Here is an 18254-nt window from a genome sequence, read left to right as displayed (position 1 = left end):
CAAAATTCCAAGTATAGAAAAAAACTAGCTAACATCTTATGTTCTTAAAACTAAAAAAACCTGTTGCAAAATGCATAAACGCTCACAACCATTAGTTGAAATTCCCAGGCTTCCAGTTTATGTGGTATAATAAAATACATAAACTGGAAGTGATGGGCCATATAGTGACTGTTGAAGAAATTTTAAGTTTAATACAAGGTCTTTCACCGACTGAGCAAAGCCGGTTAATGACAGTTTTAACAGATGATTCATCAAAAGCGAGCAAATTGGAGCAACTACTCACTGAAAGCCGTTTTTCGAGAGGCCTTATATGCCATCTCTGTGGGTGTATCGATCATATATCTAGGAATGGTCACAGAAAAGATGGTAAACAGAGGTATATCTGCAAAGATTGCGGAAGAACATTCGTTGCAAATACCAACTCTATTACGTTGAAGCTGACGAAACATTCTTCCCTATATCATACATATCATACAAGGGGGAACCATAAAAAAGGCCCCTTTATGCTGCCACGAGCAGCCCATAAGCGCGGTAAATCGATACATACCAGGGGGTTATCAAAAAAACAAGTTTGTGTACCCTGCGCCATAGATCGATCTAGTCATGCTGTGAGTAAGATCGCTACATTAGGGAGAGTTAAAACTAAAGATTTGCACCTTCTATACGACGGTAAAATTAGCGAAGAGGCTACGCTTTGCACCGATAAAATGAACTCATACGTTAGATTCGAATCTAAATCTCGTGCAGTTAAAATCAGGCAAATCAAAGAAGGGTATCTATAACATACAGCATATAAACGCATTCCATAGTAGCCTAAAGCGCTTTATTCGGGCTTTTAACGGCGTTACATCGAAGTATCTAAATAACTACCTATTGTGGAATAGTTGGCTCACTGTAAAAAAAGGCTCTACACAACACAAAATAGACTCGATTTTAAGGGCTGCGATTACCGCGAATGCGTCTGTTAAGTGCCGAAGTTTATCAAGTAGGCCAATCATTCCTTTGCTTAGCTGATTGGCTTAAGTCGCATTAGTTAGATAATGTGAATTTGTTTTAATTTTGTGAGGGGGTAATTAAATGAAGAGACATTTACTGCCAATTCTCTTGTTCAGCTTACTCAGTCTGGTGGCACTTTCTGGTTGTAGCAATAGTAAAACCAACGTATCGTTTACTTCTATCGCTGATGGATTAGCAAAAAACGTTAACCAGCTCTATAAGCAGCCTGAAATTACACATGTTGGCTTCTCAAGTGACCCTGAAAAAAAACTATTTAAAATCGGACTTGCCATAGACCATCAGAAAATAGCCAATGGAGATTTGCAACAAGCTATTCAGTCTTACCTTAAAGACTCTGCTTCATTTACTTCTGAACCTGACCCGAATAAACTGCTCAAACCATATCAGTTACAGATCGAAGAGATTGTAAAGGATAGTAATACTACTAAGTTAATAGCTATAAAGCCCTCTGGTTCAACTGATATTTCTTGGAAGTAAGGTCAACGCATTGACACTAAACAGTCTTGGCCTTGCTTCATAAATTAGCTTAGCAGCGCGATTAAAATGCTCTGCTAAAAAAACGCTAGATTTCAACTATCTGTTGTGACAGAGTCTAAATAAAATCCTGCATAAATAGTGGTTTAATCCTCCACCTATGCAGGATTTCATTTATAAAAACAGATAGATGTTATTATGCAACGTTCCCCTAATTAGCTGTCTTTTGAACTCAATTCAGGGATTTGAAAGCAATTCTTCACAAGAAAATGTTCTCAATTAGTACAATGAAGTTCTTTGATATTATCCATTAACTCTTCTTTACTCCCAGTACATGCTACAGAAAAATACTGTCCTTGATATACCCAAGTAATCATGTTCATAACCGAGCCAAAATCAAACTCGCGAAATACTCCTTTAACTTCACTTCCTTCAAACATAAAATACATAACCTCACCAGATTCTTGAGAAGGATTGTTCGTTTGAGGAGTTTTTCCTTGTGTAAGTGTTAAATAGGCTATTGGTTCTCCTTTCTTCTTGTAAAGGCTCACCAACACTTCTTGCTTATCAGAAAAATGAACCCATTGGTGTTTGACGCTAAGATTTTTGGTTTGAAAATAATACATCGGGCATGACAAACGCCGGCTTGCTTCTTCAAGAGAAATCTCTCTGAATGGATGAATCTCTTCGCTCTCTTCTTCCTCAATCTTAACCCCTTCAGGGATCTCTAATTCAAAAAAAGAGTCGGGAATACCCTGATTTAGTTTCAATTCTCTGGCAAGGGTTCTGAGTATAAGCTTTCCTTCTGAATTATAACGTTCTGTTACTAAGAGCATCCAGGAAACCTTATCCAGCCATACATGAGTATTCATGTCCTTCATATTATCTGCTTTTTCCATAAATTGAATGTGCAAGGCAGGACGGCCTTCGACATAATCCGTTCCTAATACTTTGCAGTTTTTATCAGCGGCCAATTTCTTCAGAGCATCAAGATAATTTGGGCCCATCTGCTTACTTATCTCTTGATTAAACTTTAACCTTCTAGCTTTTTGACTCGATTTTGTCCAACATAACATTTCCTGCCCGCGAACGGTCGTGATCGTTTTATCAACCTTTGGATTAGAAGACTCGATTCGAAGTTGTCCAGGTCGCTTAAACCAAACATGATTAGAAATCGTGCTAGGTCCTGTTTCTTTAAAATAAGTGTGTTCTTGCACCATTTCATAATCTTGGATCTGATCATTTAGTTTCCGAGCTTTCTCCGCAATCTCTTGGGATGAAAGAGTAAGTCGTCCTGTTAGGGAATGAAGCAACGTTAAAAAGTTTTTATGCCTGGATAACTCCATTGACCACTCAGAATTATTTGACCATTGTTTTTCAAAATCCGCCCTTTCTTCTGAGGGCATTGTACCTTCCAAATAGTCGTAAAATTGATCCCTTGTGGGCCAATTATTTTGTTCTTTACTCACCACAATCCAACTCCCCTCGTCATCATTATCAGCCAACCTGCAGCGGTTCTTGACCGTTTCTGCTCCTAACCAATCCTGCAACTCCCTGCGCAAACGTTCTCTTGCCCGAAATAGACGGGATTTAACCGTTCCCAATGGCAATCCATATTCTTTTGCCGTATCATTAAGAGATTTGCCCCACACATCTACCTCGATGAAAACTTGTTGTTGTTCAAAAGGTAACATCTGAAGAACACGAAAAATTTCAACTTTCAACGTTACGCGTTCATCAGGGGCAGCGCATTGATCAACTAGAAGCTCGGCATTTAAGCCTTCCGTTTCTTTCTGCCTGATTCTGAGAATTAAATACACCTCATTCATCAGAACTCTGCGGAACCATGCCTTGAAAGCTTCCGGTGTCTCTAACGTCGGGAGAAATTTAAAAACTTTAATCAGAGCATTTTGCAAAGCGTCTTCCGCAAGATCCTGATCACGAAGCAGCATCTTTGCTTGACTTAGAGCTGACGGATAAACATTTCGCAAAAGAGACTCCCACGCTTCTTTATTGCCGTTTTGTACATCCCTAACAAATTCCGAGACCTGATCCAAAACCTTATTTCTCTCCCTTCGTCCTGAGTTCACTCTAAAGATGCTTTTATCGTTTAAAAAGTTCCATTCTTTTTTAAAAAAAATTGGTGATAAATATCTTCTCGATAATATCACCAAAACTATAATATGAAAATTTACGTCTCCCAAAAAACATATGAAAAACCGTTTTGCAAACGTGTTAAAAAAGCGTGTTAGAAGGACCGTCCCCCGACACGCTCGCTCGACACGCTTTTGAATTATTCTGCCAGGCCGGTTCTGGCATTAAACTGTTCAATAAGTTTGTCTAATTCTGGTCCCATCTGATGGAGTCGGCCCCAGTAATTGTCATAATCGTACCATTGGGCATTTAGTTCGTCTAAATCATACATTTGTTGTTCAATCCAGGTGTAATACTTCAGATTGTGAATGCGTTTTTTGCTTTGGTAGGTTAATTCCTCCATGCTGTCTGTTCTGACACCTAAGACATTGCGGTTATGATCGATGGCAGCATGAATCAGGCTATATTCTTGACCTCTTTCGTCTTCCATCTCTTTTAAGCGGGATTGATACATTTCAGCCGAATCGGTAAGGACGGTCATGACAATATCGTCCTCTGTCAGTTCATAGTACTTTGCGAATTTAATTGCCGATAAAATATTAGCCGCTCCGGAAATTCCGACCCATGGAAGTTTTGCTATAACATCATCGGCGACACCTTGCTCTTTCAAATAGGTTTGCCCTGCAGGTTCGCTAAGGAGCCGGAACATTCCCAAACTATCATTATCATCAATGGCAATCACCATATCTGTGTTCTTAACATTATGGATCCAAGGAATATGTTTGTCACCGATCCCTTCAATTCTATGATCACCAAAACCATTATTTAACAAGGTGGGACATTGCAAAGCTTCCCCGACGGCTAATTTGGCTTTGGGATATTGGTCTTTCAAGTAATCACCGCAACCCAAAGTACCTGCTGACCCAGAGGTTAAACATACTCCGGCAAGTCTTCCCTTAGGACCGGCCTCGGCTTTGATGATCTCCTGCATGGCATTGCCGGTTACTTCATAGTGCCAGAGATGATTGCCTAGTTCCCCAAACTGATTGAAAATCACGACGTTATCACGGGTTCTTTTCAACTCCCAAGTTTTATCATAAATTTCCTTAACATTGCTTTCACAACCGGGAGTGGCAATAATTTCACCGGCCACTGTTTTCAGCCATTCAAAACGCTCTTTACTCATGTTCTCAGGCAAAATGGCAATTGATTTACAGCCCAGCAAGGCCGAATTGTAAGCGCCGCCGCGGCAATAATTGCCTGTTGAGGGCCAGACAGCCTCATGATATTTGGGATCAAATTGACCGGTTACCAAGCGCGGAACTAAACAGGCAAAGCTTGCCCCAACCTTATGGGCACCTGTTGGAAAATACTTGCCTGCCATGGCAATAATCCTTGCTTTAACGCCGGAAATGGCAGAGGGGATTTCAAGATAGTTCGGCAAAGAATTATAAAGCCCGCCTTCTTTAACCGGCTCATTTTTCCAGGAAATTCGAAACAGGTTAATGGGATCAACATCCCATAAACCGGTCTTTTTCAATTTTTCTTTCACTTTCACAGGAACTTTATTGGGATCTTTCATTTGAGCCAGCGTTGGAATCAAAATATTTCGTTCTTTAACACTCTGGGCCGTTTTTGCGAGCTGCTCTTCATTAATCGTTAAATCAATTAAGTTTTTCATAGTCTTTCCTCCTTTATGGTAACGAGTGAACTCGTTCGGCTAAAGCTGAACATCGGGGCTTCAGATACAATAATATCCAGTGGACATTATTGCCGAGCCGCCTTTCCCAATAGAAATACTTAGCGGCGAAGGAGGACTCTACCCCACCTGAAGTCAACGAAGGACCCACCCCCACTTATAGAAGTGGGGGCCTACAATTTCCCCATCAATTCGTCCAGGGAAGGCTCTACTTTTATAGGTTCACCCACTGCAGCAATGGCATTTTTGACATCTTTAAGACCATTACCTGTCACTATAGCCACAACCTTTTCATCGGCCCCTATGACCCCTTTTTTAACTAAAGCCTTAAGTCCTGCCATTCCAGTTACCCCTGCCGGTTCGCCGAAAATCCCGCTGGTTCTTCCCAGCTCTCGCATGGCTTCCAGTATTTCCTCATCGGGCACCGCGATCATCGTTCCCCCGGATTCGCGCACAGCACGCAAAGCCTTGTCCGGATTACGGGGCACACCTACAGCGATACTGTCTGCTAACGTGTTTTCCTCCGCCGGATGCCAAGGGCGATTTTCTAAGAAGGCATCGACGAGAGGGCAGCATCCCGTGGATTGAACCCCGACAATCTTAGGCAAACGCTCAATCCAGCCGGCTTGATAGAGATCTTTAAAGCCCTTCCAAACTCCGGCAATCGTACATCCGTCACCGACAGAAAGCACAACCCAATCAGGTACCTCCCAGTGAAACTGCTCGGCGATTTCCAGAGCCACTGTTTTTTTGCCTTCAACAAGATAGGGATTTATGGCAGCATTGCGGTTATACCAGCCAAAACGTTCAATAGCTTCTGCAGATAATCTGAAGGTGTCCTCATAAGAACCCTGAACACTGATAACCTTAGCACCAAAAATTAACAATTGCGCTACTTTTCCCTGAGGAGCGCGGCTGGGCACAAAAATAACACTTTTCAGTCCCATGGCAGCAGCACTTCCGGCCAAAGATGAGGCGGCATTTCCCGTCGAAGAGCAGGAAACCGTTGGGGCCTTTTCCTCCACGGCTTTAACAACGGCAATAATTGAAGCACGGTCCTTTAAAGACGCTGTAGGGTTTTGCCCGTCATCTTTAATATACAAATTACTCATACCTAACTGCTTGCCAAGTCCCGGTGGTTTATACAATGGACTCCAGCCTACTCTCAGATGAGGCCGGGGAGTTTCCGGACGGATTGGAAGAAACGGCAGATAGCGAAAGATTGAGTAATCCTTCGATTGCGATAATTTTTCCCGCGACATCATCCGGTTGATCGCTGAATAGTCATAGATAACATCCATAATTCCAGCTTTCGAACCACAGGTCGGGCAAGTATATACTCCCGGTTCCGGTGCTAATTCTTTACCGCATTGAATACAGCGCAATCCCAAAACATTTTCCATCTCAGTCACCTCAAATCCTATTCCAAATTGCTTGGGCCAGTTCGCGAGAACGAGCACAGATCGCTTCTTCATCAATAGCAACAAGTACCCTGTCCAACATACGCACTCTTCCGTTAATCACCGTTGTTTCCACGTGATGACCGGAAACACCGAAAAGAAGATGTCCGCTCCAATTCGTCTCGTTCAAAGGCGTTGCGGGGATATAATCAACAACAATCACATCTGCCCAGGCTCCTGGGGTCAGTTCGCCAAACGTTCCGCCAAATAAATTGGTAGCGATTAGGGAATTATTGCCATATAACATTTGAGGAACTTCTGCCCAGGCCACACTGGGATCTGCGGCAGCATGCTTTTGCAGAACATTTTCTACTTTTGCGCTTTCAAACATATCACAGGTATACCCATCTGTTCCCAAGCCGACTCTAACTCCTTTATCCAACATTTTAAGAACCGGAGTTACGCCAACTGCATTTCCCATGTTGGACTCAGGATTATGAACTACTTGAGTTTTTGAAGCTTTTAGAAGTTCTATTTCCCGATCATTGACATGGACACAATGTGCCGCTATAGATTTAGGCCCAAGGATTCCGAATTTCTCAAAGCGCTCAACAACCCTCATCCCGTGATTCGTCAAACAATCGTTTACGTCTTCGATACCCTCGGCCACATGAACATGAAATCCAGCCCCAAGTCGTTTCGCTTCATCACTGCACTGCTGCAGCGTTTTGTCAGATAAGGTCAAAGAAGCGTGAAGCCCAAACAATCCGGCAGTCATGGCATCGGGAGTTCCTTGACAGGCTTTAATAAAATCAGCATTCTCCTTAATACCTTCTTGGGCGATAGACTCGCCGTCACGGTCCGAAACCTCATAGCAAAAAGCGGCACGTACTCCTATCTCTTTAGCAGCCTTAGCTAAAGTTGACAGGCTGCCTGTTACTGCATTTGGGCTGGCATGGTGATCAACAATCGTCGTTGTGCCCGTTTTAATACACTCAATAAGCGGAGTCAGAGCGCTGTAGTAAACATCCTCTATGGTCAGCAATTTATCCAGTTTCCACCAAAGTCCTTCCAGGATATCGCGGAAATTGCGCGGTGGTTTGCTTTTAGCATCCATCCCCCGAGCAAATGTACTATAGAGATGCATATGAGTATTAATCAATCCCGGCATAATTAACTTTCCATGAGCGTCAATAAACCGAGCTTCAGGAAAACGTGTCTGCAGCTCTTGAGAGGACCCAACTTCGATAATCTTGCTGTCCTGAATTAACACTCCGCCTTGAGGAATAACCTGGTTGCTCTTACCTAAGGTTAATACCATCCCATTCCCGATTATAAGCATTACTTAACTCATCCTCCCTTTAATAGTTCACTTTAGATATGATTAATTAGATTTATCTATCCTATCTGGGGAGACGAACGCTCTCCTATTAACCTGGTCAGCGAAATCGCCTGACTCGAGCACATTGCTTGACATAGCCCGCAGCCAATACATCGCCTTATGTCAACCTCCGGCAACCCCTCTGTCCAAAAAACAGCATCATGCCCCCCGGTTCGGCAGACGTAATAACAATCACCACACCGATTGCAACGGTCCGCATTAATATGAGAAACTACTTGTATCCCTCTCGGAAGATGAGAGTGTCCCACAAGATACGGCAGAGAACGCCCAATAACATCTGTTAGACTCTGAAAGGACTTTTCCTCCATCCACCCTTGCAATCCTATAATTAATTCATGAATAATTCCGACGCCAAAGCGTAAAACCGCCGTACAGAGCTGTAAAGAACTTGCTCCCAGCAGAAGAAATTCTGTACCATCCTGCCAGGTGGTAATTCCACCGCTCGCTGCAATGTCGAGATTTAACTTCTGCGCAATTTCCGCAGTACATCTTAAGGCAATGGGCTTTAGGGCCGGTCCGGAAAGTCCTCCGTATGTAGAAAGCCCAGCGATATTTGGGGTGGGAATCAGGGTATCTAAATCCACTCCAGTAATGCTTTTCAGGGTATTTAAGGCACAAACACCCTCTGCTCCGCTGCGTTCGACAGCTGCTGCAGTAGCAATAATATCTGAATCTTGCGCCGATAACTTGACAACAACAGGGACCTTCCCCGCCGCTTCCTTAACCCAACCTGCGATTTCTTCCGTACTGGCTGGCTCTTGAATTTTCGAACCTAGTCCCCAATCGGCGCCATGGGGAAAGGAAATACTGCATTCCAATAAGTCCGCTCCCGCCGCCGCCATACGGTGAGCCAGCATTTGCCAGTCGCCCTTATTGTTGGCAATAATGCTTGGAATTACAGCCTTAAACGGAAAGCGTTTTTTTAAATAACGAATAGTTTGTTCAATCTGTTCAACGGAATGTTCTGATATTAAGTCAATATTCTGGAGGCCCATAAAACCTTTAAGATGTTCCACCTTCATGACTAAGGGAAAGACACGCCTAACTACACTGGAGTCAATACTGATAGTCTTTAAAACAGCGCCTGCCCAACCTGCTTCAAAAGCCTTAATTAACTGATCGACTTGATCTGTGCTTGGAGAAGGAGCCAAAACAAAGGGGTTTTCAAGTTGAAATCCGCAATAATCCACTGATAAATCAACTGACATTTTTTAATTCCCCTTCTAACACCCATTATTCGAGATCATTTTAACGTGGGAAAGAAGCAGCTTCTTTCCCACTAAATGTCCTAAGCGTTCATTCCTGCATTATCGGCCAGTTCCTTTTGAGCCTCTTCTCCGCCTTTGCTGCCGTTAAACAGGGCATTGAGGATAACAGCCGCCACGGAACCCAGAGTAATACCACTGTGCAAAATAGTTTGACTCCAATCAGGGAATAGTTTAAAGAAATTCGCGTCAACAACTGGAATAACACCCAAACCTATGCTAATGGCAACAATAAAAATGTTGTTGGGTTTTTTTTCGTAGTCGACTTTGGATAATGTTTTAATTCCATTGGCAGCAACAATACCAAACATAGCAATCCCAGCACCACCGAGTACAGCATTTGGCAGGGAAGCAATAATCGTTGCTAATTTAGGGAAGAAACCCATAACTACTAAAATTGCGCCTGAAGTGGCTACTACGAAACGACTTTTAACTCCAGTCAGACCGACAAGACCAACATTCTGGGCAAAAGCAGTGTAAGGGAAGGCATTTAAAATCCCGCCGAGAGCCGTAGCCAGACCGTCTGCCCGTAACCCAGCCGTTAATTCCTTCTCGCCTATCGGTTTATCAACCATCACACCAATTGCTAAGAAATCTCCCGTAGACTCCACCATAACCACTAACATAACAATAATCATAGCAATGATAGAGCCGAGATCAAACTTCGGCATCCCAAATGCAAACGGATAATCGATGCCTAGCCAAGCGGCAGAGGAAACTCCCGAGAAGTTCACAAGCCCCACGGGCATGGCGATGATAAGACCAATAATTAACCCTAGAAGCACAGAAATATGAGCAACGAACCCCCGGAAAAACTTATTGATTAAAAGAATAGCGACAAGGACTATGGCTGCAACCCCAATATAAGTCATGCTTCCATAATGAGGATCTCCGGTACCGCCGGCTGCCCAGGCAATACCTACAGGCAACAAGGAAATACCAATAACCGTGATAACGCTTCCTGTAACAATAGGTGGAAAAAACCGAATCAACTTGCTAAAGAAAGGGGCTAAGAGAAAAGTACATATACCAGCTATAATAATTGATCCGTAGATCGTCTCCATGCCTCCTGTTTTGGCCATAATAATCATCGGAGTCACAGCAGCAAAAGTCACACCTTGGATAACAGGAATTTTAATGCCGATTTTCCAAATCCCCAACGTCTGCAGCAAGGTAGCGATCCCACAAGTAAACAGATCTGCGTTAATTAGAAAAGCAGTTTGAGCTTTAGTTAATCCAGCGGCTCCGGCAATAATCAAAGGCACCGCTACCGCCCCGGCGTACATCGCCAGTACGTGCTGCAAGCCAAACACAAAAAGTTTAGCTGCTGGCATCATTTCGTCAACAGGTGCAACAGAATGTTGTGTGTTAGCCATTTTTTTCCTCCTTGTTATTTACTGCAGGATAACTACTTTTAAGCACACACCTCCGTCCTCAAAACCTTGAATAATTCCTGCTTTCAAATTCAGGGTTTCTCTCCTTGGATAGATTGTTCCTAGATGAAAAGTTAGCAATATTCGTGCCAATCTGATAATACCTTATTTTATCCGACATTTGCCTTACTTATCAGAGATTAGAAAACATATCTTTATCAAAGTGATAAGGTTTTATGGTCATCTCTTTCTCTATGCCTAGTAAAGAAACCATGTCAAATCGATAAGACAATTATCATATTGATAAGACTACCCAGCTCTTTTATCGAGGCTTAATCTTGAGGTATTTACATAAAGAGGTCCAACAAATTGTTCGACCCCTTTATATATGTCCCTAAAATTAAACTTTATACAGATAAGGATATTGTTGAATAACTGTCCACATAAAGGCCGCAAGGGAACCATCGATAGGAGCATCTGTACGCCCGGTTTGATCAAAAGCCACTTCCATGACTTCTCCCTTTAGTCGAAGTTTAACGACAGATTCATTCCCTCCCTTAAGGATTACAAAGCCAGTATTCAAGGAATCTGCAAATTCCTTTTCACTCCAATATAACGTCAGCTTCACTTTATACGGCGCATCATCATAAGGACAGAAGGTCTCACAATTGCCGCACTCATTACACATGCCATCAACATGGAGAATTTGATTGCGATTCGTTAGTCCTTCACCTTCCACCGGAATCATTAAATTAGCACGGTTCGGGCATACCTCGGAACAAATATTGCAGATATAATTGCATTCCAGGCAGCGTTCAGTTTCTTCTTCTCCGTCAAAGACCGGCTGCAGAACTGCTTTTTTTGTCCGAACTTCAAGCAATTGTTTATCCTTATCGAAGGAAATCCTGGAAGCAAATTCCTGACTGAACTCCAGATGTTCTTTGGTAAGGATCGCCTTAGCAATTTTTGTACCATGAGAAATAGCGCCAACCACAGTCCAAGGACCGGCCAGGGCGTCCCCGCCGATAAAGACATTCTCGACGTTCGTTTCTAATGTCTCTTCATTAACCTTGATTTTCCCCTTTTCTCCAACTTCAATCCCATTCGTCTTCAAGAGATCAAAATCAATCAGCTCGCCGATTGCCGACAAGACAGTGTCAACCGGAAGCTCTTCATAAATCCCTTCCCGCGGAACCGGGCTCCGTCGTCCGGAAGCATCGGCCGGCCCTAACTCCATAACTTGGCACTTAAGAACCCCGCCGCTTAAAGATACCGGAGCCAGAAGCTCCTTAAAGATCACGCCATCCTTTTGAGCATAGGCCAATTCCTCCTCGTCAGCAGGCATGTAATCTTTCGTCCGACGATAGACGATGGAGACTTCTTCGACTCCCTGAACCCTAAGGGCTGCTCGTGCAGCGTCCATAGCTGAATTTCCGCCTCCGACTACTGCCACCCTCTTGCCAAGATTCAACCCTTGGCGATCCGTATTAAAGGCTTCCAAGAAAGGAATAGCTCCGCGGATACGCTCCATATCGCCTTGGATCGCTAAAGCATTTGTTCTTCCTGCCCCTATGGCTAAAACGACATAATTAAACCCTTGTGCCTTATAATCAGCCACCGAAACATTCGGGTTGACTCCAAATTTAAACTTAACCCCCATAGACTCAATAAGTTCTATATCCTTCTTAATCGCCTCACGGGATATCCGAAAATCCGGAATAACAAATTCAACTGTTCCTCCAGCCTTTTCACGCTTATCAAAGACTGTGACATTCATACCTGCCTTGGCTAAGAAGTAAGCTGCCGAAAGTCCTGCCGGTCCCGCACCGATCACAGCGACACTAGCCTTTGACTGGGGTTGGCCTTTGGAAACTTTTTGCATATAACCAGCATATCCTTTTTCAGCCGCCACAAGTTTCTGGCCTCGGATATGCACCGATTCATCGTAGTCCAGGCGAGTGCACTTCGTCATACAGGTGTGTGTACAAATCGTTCCCGTAGTAAAAGGCAGCGGATTTTTAGAGACAATAACGTCAAAGGCTTCCTCATAACGTTTTTCGCCGACCAGGCGCAAGTACTCGGGAACGTCTTGTTCGATAGGGCATCCCTTTTCACAGGGTGCAATAAAGCAATCTAGAAGCGGCAATTTGAGAGAAGTTTTCCTGCTGAGCATATCCCGAGACTCCTTGATATGATTGGCATCATCAAAAGCGCTTTCCGCTAAGGCTTTAAGCTTCTTCATATCTAAGCGGCTTGATTCTTGATTATCCAAAAGCGGTTCCAGAAGTTCAGCTAATTGTTTGAACCGTTGGTAACCACCTGGTTTGAGCAGTGTTGTAGCTACTGTTATAGGGCGAATCCCTGCAGCAAAGATACGCTCAATATTAAAAGCGTCCGCACCGCCGGAATAGGAAATTTTAAGCTCCCCATCAAATTCAGTCGCAAGTTTATAAGCCAAATTAATTGTTAAGGGATAGAGAGCTCGACCGGACATATACATTTCTTCTCCCGGCAGCTCATCCCGAGTTATCCTCACTGGCAAAGTATTTGATAGTTTAACGCCAAAGTCTTTCTTATTGTCCGCAGCAAAAAGTTTCAGCCGCTTTAACATTTCTACACCATCGCCAAATTGCAAATCATGAGTAAATGATGCTTCTTTTAATTGAATATAGTCATACCCCATCTTGTCAAAGGTATTACGCACATACTTATAGCCTAATAACGTGGGATTCATTTTTACAAAGGTATGGAGCTTCTTCTCGCTAATTAGATACCGAATAATCGCCTCAATTTCAGTTGGCGGGCATCCGTGCATCGTCGATAGGGTGATGGAGTTGCATATCTGCGGAGAGATCTGATCCACAAAGGTGCGGTCCACATGTTGGAAAAGTCCTAATTCTTCCCGCAAGACGTCTTGACATTCCTGGAAAATCTTCGTTTTTGCTGCATCTTTCAAACCTTCGATAAACTCATCAACTTTAGGCGACTGAATACCCTTCAAGTCATAGCCAACACTCATATTAAACATAAAGCGCCGCTCAGATTGTTTAAAGAACTCTTTTTGTATAACGTGCAAGATGAACCAAGCTTTCACATATTCCGCAAAAGCACCCATAATCGGAAGTTCTGTTGACCATTCTGTATTATAGCACTCGTCTTCGGCGGAAATACAAGGCTTGGCAATTTCTAACTCATCCATAATCTGAACAGATTTAAGCTCGAAGAAACGACTTCCGCTCATATAAGAAGCAATAATGTTTTGAGCCAATTGAGAGTGCGGTCCAGCTGCCGGTCCGACAGGAGTAGCGATGGCTTCCCCAAACAACTCCATATAATGATCGTTAGTTTTTTTGATGAATTTCTCTTCCGGAATACCAAATACCATCCCGCTGTGCTTATATTCCTCCATAACCCAAAGAAGCAATTGTCGAAAAGGAATCAAAGCCATTTTATCGCTCATAATTATTGTCTCCCCTTAAGTTGTTCTTGTTGCTGCTTATAATGAGGGCTGTCCACACATGTACAAATATGTCCTTCCAAAGACTTTTCCGCTGCCTTAAGAATATTTTGATACCCTGTACAGCGGCATAAATGCCCCGAAAGTTCCCGCTTAACTTCCTCACGAGTGTAGTCTTTACCGCTTTCTGTCATAGCTGTAGTGGTTAAGATAAGTCCAGGCGTGCAAAAACCGCACTGGACAGCACCTTCCTCAATAAAGGCTTTCTGAACCTTAGAAAGTTCCCCATTCTTAGCGGCTACCCCTTCGATAGTTGTGATAGCTTTACCATCCGCCCAAACAGCTAAATAAATGCAAGAGTCATAAGGAGTCCCATCAATCAAAACACTGCAGGCCCCGCATTCGCCGACGCTGCACCCTTGTTTAGCGCCGGTATACCCCAGCTGATTTCGCAAAAGTTCCAGCAGAGACATACGGACATCAACTTCCAAGGTATACGATTTCCCATTAACCGTAAATGAAATCCTTTTAAACAAGATCTACACCTCCCGCCCTCACAATAGCCGTCTGCAAAGCCCTTTGAGTCAATTCCTCCACCAAATGTTCACGATACTCTTTGGAAGCTCTCCAGGAAGTTCGGGCCTTGGCTGATTTGACAGCTAATTTGCTTATTTCCTCAATTGTTTCCGGAGAAATTTTCTTCCCGCGAGCAAAATCTTCCGCTTCCACACAGCGCAAAGGTGTCGGCCCAGCGACGCCCAGCCCGATACGAATCTCACTGAAGTTACCGGAATCCAACTTACAGAGAACAGCAACTCCAAGTGTGGCGATATCCATAGCCTCCCGCATAGCAAATTTAATATACTGTCCTCCAAACCCCTGATAATCTTCCGGATAGATAAGGATATCTGTAAGAACTTCCCCAGGCTTTAAGTCGACCTTGCCGGGTCCGAGATAGAATTCCTGAATGGGAATCACCCGTTCCCCTTGGAGGTTCTGCAATTTTAAGTGAGCATTAAGGGCAAACAAGGATGAGGCACTGTCGGCTGAGGTTGCCCCATTGCAGACATTTCCGCCGATAGTAGCAATATTCCTGATCTGCGGCCCCCCCATAGAGATCGCCGCTTCTGTAAGAATAGGAACATGCTTCTTCATGATTTGATCATTAAATACGTTAGTAAACGCTGCCATCGGACCAATAGCAATCGTCCCATTCTCCAATTTGCGAATATCCCTCAACTCTTGTATCTTGCGAATGCTTAACAACTCGGCGTCTTCCAGCTGCCCGCCATGCATCTTTACAAGCACATCCGTTCCGCCGGCAATAATTTTAAGCTTTGGATTCGCCCCAAGAAGTTCCGTTGCTTCGCGAACTGTTTCCGCCTCGTAATATCCTCTAATGTCGTACATCATTTCACCGCCTTTATAATAATCCAGCCTTTTTAAAACTCTCAAAGACTCGTTGGGGATTCATCGGTATGCGATTGAAGGCAACGCCTGTAGCGTCTAAAACCGCATTGCGAATAGCCGGAGCCGGGGAAATAACCGGAGGTTCTCCCAAAGCTTTTACCCCAAAGGGCCCGGTCGGATCTTCGATCTCCACAAAGGCAGCGCCAATCTCCGGCGTATCCATGATGGTGGGAAGTTTGTAGTCCAGCAAATTATTATTCAAAGGTTTCCCTGTTGTTTCATCAAAAAGCAATTGCTCGGACAAAGCATATCCTATGGCCATGCTCACACCGCCATGGACCTGTCCCGCCGCCAGCTGGGGATTAACAATTTTACCTGAATCATGAACGTTGTAGATTTCCAAAACTTTTATCTTTCCTGTTTTAAGATCCACTTCTACCTCAGCAAAGGTTACACCAAAGGGTACGGCATTAATTCGGGCATTATTGGAAACATCGCTCGTTATCGGCTGGGCATTGACCCGATCATAAAAGGACTGCATGGCAACTTCCCAGAGAGGCAGGACCGATTCCCCCGAATGTTTATAGACGATCATCTGGTCTTTAAGATTCAAAATATGCGCAGGTAGATCGGTAATTTTTTGCGCGAAAGCTAAGATTTTGCTCTTGACTTCTAAAGCAGCTTTTTCAACCGCCATCCCACTGACATAGGTTTGACGCGAAGCGTAGGAACCCGTATCAAAGGGAGAAATATCCGTATCTTGTTGAGAAATTACATGTACCATAGACACCGGGAGTCCCAAAATTTCCGCTGTCATTTGAGCAAATACCGTATCACTACCTTGGCCTATTTCCGTAGCACCAAGCTGAAGCTGAACTGAGCCGTCCTGATTAAGGACAATGCGGGCAGCTGCAAGTTCCAAAGCGACAGGATAAGTTCCCGAAGCATAGCTGAAACAGGCCATTCCTACCCCACGGCGTATATCTCCCGTCTGATTTTTGTAACGTTCCTTCTTTTCATCCCAACGGATAAGCTCCTTACCTTTGTCAATACATTCGCGAATTCCGCAGCTGAGAACTTTATTTTTGCTGAATGGTTCAACATAACCAACATCCACTAAGTTTTTTCGGCGCACTTCGATAGGATCCAGGTTAAGCCTTTTGGCAATATCTTCAATATGAGACTCGAAGGCAAAAAAGATCTGCGGAGTTCCATAGCCGCGCATAGCACCTGCCACAGGCAAATTTGTATAGACCGTGACCGGCGAGTATTTCATGGCTTTCACAGGATAAAGATAACGGAACTTGCTTCCTCCGCTCCCGGCAATTGAACTTCCGTGGGAGGCATAAGCTCCAGTATTGGAAATTGCAGAAATTTGAATAGCATTAATTGTTCCATCTTCATTGACACCAGTTTTAATCTTAAATTTGAAGGCATGACGTGTTCGAGTATCAACCATTCCTTCCTCCCGGGAAAGTTCCAATTTAACAGGCCGACCACCGACGGCGAGAGTCAGGGCCGCATTCAAAGGTTCATAACAAACATCTTGCTTATTGCCAAAACCGCCGCCGATATAAGGCTTGATAACTCTAACTTTTCCCCAGGGCAAACCCAGAGATTGTGCTACAATACGCCGTACAATCTGGGGAATTTGAGTCGAGGTAACAATCACGATTCGGCCATCCGCATCCACATAAGCATGGGACGTCTGAAGTTCAAGATGACAATGTTGAACGATACTTGTCTCGTACTCTCCCTCAAAAACATAATCCGACTCTTGCAATGCAGCCTCCATATCACCCCGTTCAAAGCCGCCTCCCGTAGAGAGAACGTTTCCCTCACTCTCCTCATGAATTCGAGGGGCGCCTTCACGCATAGCCGCTTCAGGGGTTATCAATGCCTCAAGGACTTCATATTCAACCTGAATTAATTTTAAAGCTTTAGCAGCAACAACTGCATCCACAGCAACAACTGCTGCAATAGCATCTCCGACATAACGAGCCTTCTTAGCTAAAATAAATCGGTCCTCTTTATCCCGATGCCCCGGGTCTAAAGAATAAGGATGTCCAGCGGTGGCAAACAAAGGCAAATCCACCTCTTGTTCATCATCTAAAACATCGTTCATAACCCCAGGTAAAGCGGTGGAAAACTTGATGTGTGGTAAATCTTTATATGTTATTACCGCTTCAACACCCGGCAAAGATTTAGCCTCACTTACATCGATCGATTTGACAACGGCATGAGCATGAGGACTATGCAAGATTTTGGCAACTAACATATCCCGTTCCGAAAAATCATCCGTATATCTGGCCTTGCCGGTTACCTTAGCGACAGCGTCAACTCTACTGACACTTTTTCCTACAACATCGTAAGCCAATTTTACCCCTCCATCCCAAAACATTTATTTTAAATCACAATCTTACAAGTGAAGACAAGACATAGTATATTCTTTACCGACAAGTAAAATTAGCCATCCCCTCTCTTATCTATCAGTGCAATATTCATGCCAGATAACAAAAATCTCTGAAAAATAGCATTTTTACGGAGTTTTTACGAAAAGACAAAAAAATATAATGAATACTAATTCTCAAAATGATAAAAAGAAAGCAACACACCTTTAAATGACGGCATTTAAAGACTTATCAAAAATATAATTTATTATC

Annotated in this window: 11 protein-coding genes and 1 pseudogene; 2 read left to right on the top strand and 10 right to left on the bottom strand. The window is 43.6% G+C overall.

Going from position 1 to position 18254, the window contains the following annotated elements; translation table 11 throughout:
* The first annotated feature begins 161 nt into the window (after nt 1-161).
* Both B5Y67_RS09115 and B5Y67_RS09110 read left to right on the top strand, forming a co-directional pair.
* Nucleotides 162-1014: pseudogene (locus B5Y67_RS09115) on the top strand (IS1595 family transposase).
* 63 nt (nt 1015-1077) lie between these two features.
* A complete protein-coding gene (locus B5Y67_RS09110) occupies nt 1078-1494 on the top strand; it encodes a hypothetical protein (protein ID WP_088226139.1) in 417 nt (138 codons plus the stop codon).
* 272 nt (nt 1495-1766) lie between these two features.
* On the opposite strand, the gene B5Y67_RS09105 is transcribed toward B5Y67_RS09110, so the two are convergent.
* The 10 genes from B5Y67_RS09105 to xdhA all read right to left on the bottom strand — a co-directional run bounded on the left by B5Y67_RS09105 (nt 1767) and on the right by xdhA (nt 17968).
* A complete protein-coding gene (locus B5Y67_RS09105) occupies nt 1767-3548 on the bottom strand; it encodes a sigma-70 family RNA polymerase sigma factor (RefSeq protein ID WP_170932643.1) in 1782 nt (593 codons plus the stop codon).
* A 236-nt stretch (nt 3549-3784) separates the two neighbouring features.
* Complete coding sequence (locus B5Y67_RS09100) at nt 3785-5266, bottom strand: pyridoxal-phosphate dependent enzyme (RefSeq protein WP_088226137.1); 1482 nt, start codon at nt 5264-5266, stop codon at nt 3785-3787.
* 191 nt (nt 5267-5457) lie between these two features.
* Nucleotides 5458-6687 (bottom strand): threonine synthase, encoded by a 1230-nt coding sequence (gene thrC, locus B5Y67_RS09095; protein ID WP_088226136.1) that lies wholly within the window; start codon nt 6685-6687, stop codon nt 5458-5460.
* Between the two features lie 10 nt (nt 6688-6697).
* Entirely contained in the window at nt 6698-8026 is a 1329-nt protein-coding gene (gene ssnA, locus B5Y67_RS09090; protein ID WP_088226135.1) for a putative aminohydrolase SsnA, read from the bottom strand.
* 56 nt (nt 8027-8082) lie between these two features.
* The gene (gene preA, locus B5Y67_RS09085) at nt 8083-9294 is read right to left on the bottom strand and encodes an NAD-dependent dihydropyrimidine dehydrogenase subunit PreA (RefSeq protein WP_088226134.1); all 1212 of its coding nucleotides are present in this window, start codon (nt 9292-9294) and stop codon (nt 8083-8085) included.
* 80 nt (nt 9295-9374) lie between these two features.
* A complete protein-coding gene (locus tag B5Y67_RS09080; protein WP_088226133.1) occupies nt 9375-10727 on the bottom strand; it encodes a nucleobase:cation symporter-2 family protein in 1353 nt (450 codons plus the stop codon).
* A 397-nt stretch (nt 10728-11124) separates the two neighbouring features.
* Nucleotides 11125-14184, bottom strand: a complete 3060-nt coding sequence (ygfK, locus tag B5Y67_RS09075; RefSeq protein WP_088226132.1) for a putative selenate reductase subunit YgfK — start codon at nt 14182-14184, stop codon at nt 11125-11127.
* Nucleotides 14185-14186: 2 nt separating this feature from the next.
* Nucleotides 14187-14717 carry a xanthine dehydrogenase subunit XdhC gene (gene xdhC / locus B5Y67_RS09070; RefSeq protein WP_088226131.1) on the bottom strand — a complete coding sequence of 177 codons (531 nt, stop codon included), beginning with the start codon at nt 14715-14717 and terminating at the stop codon, nt 14187-14189.
* Nucleotides 14710-15591, bottom strand: a complete 882-nt coding sequence (gene xdhB / locus B5Y67_RS09065; RefSeq protein ID WP_088226130.1) for a xanthine dehydrogenase FAD-binding subunit XdhB — start codon at nt 15589-15591, stop codon at nt 14710-14712. The genes xdhC and xdhB overlap by 8 nt, the downstream gene beginning before the upstream one ends.
* A gap of 13 nt (nt 15592-15604) precedes the next feature.
* Nucleotides 15605-17968: a xanthine dehydrogenase molybdenum-binding subunit XdhA gene (xdhA, locus tag B5Y67_RS09060; RefSeq protein ID WP_088226129.1), complete on the bottom strand. Its 2364-nt coding sequence runs from the start codon at nt 17966-17968 to the stop codon at nt 15605-15607.
* Nucleotides 17969-18254: the final 286 nt, after the last annotated feature.

Source organism: Desulfosporosinus sp. FKB (assembly GCF_002196705.1).
Lineage (GTDB): Bacteria > Bacillota > Desulfitobacteriia > Desulfitobacteriales > Desulfitobacteriaceae > Desulfosporosinus.
The sequence above is the reverse complement of the archived record's forward strand: the minus strand, read 5'-3'. Positions and strand labels throughout refer to the sequence as shown.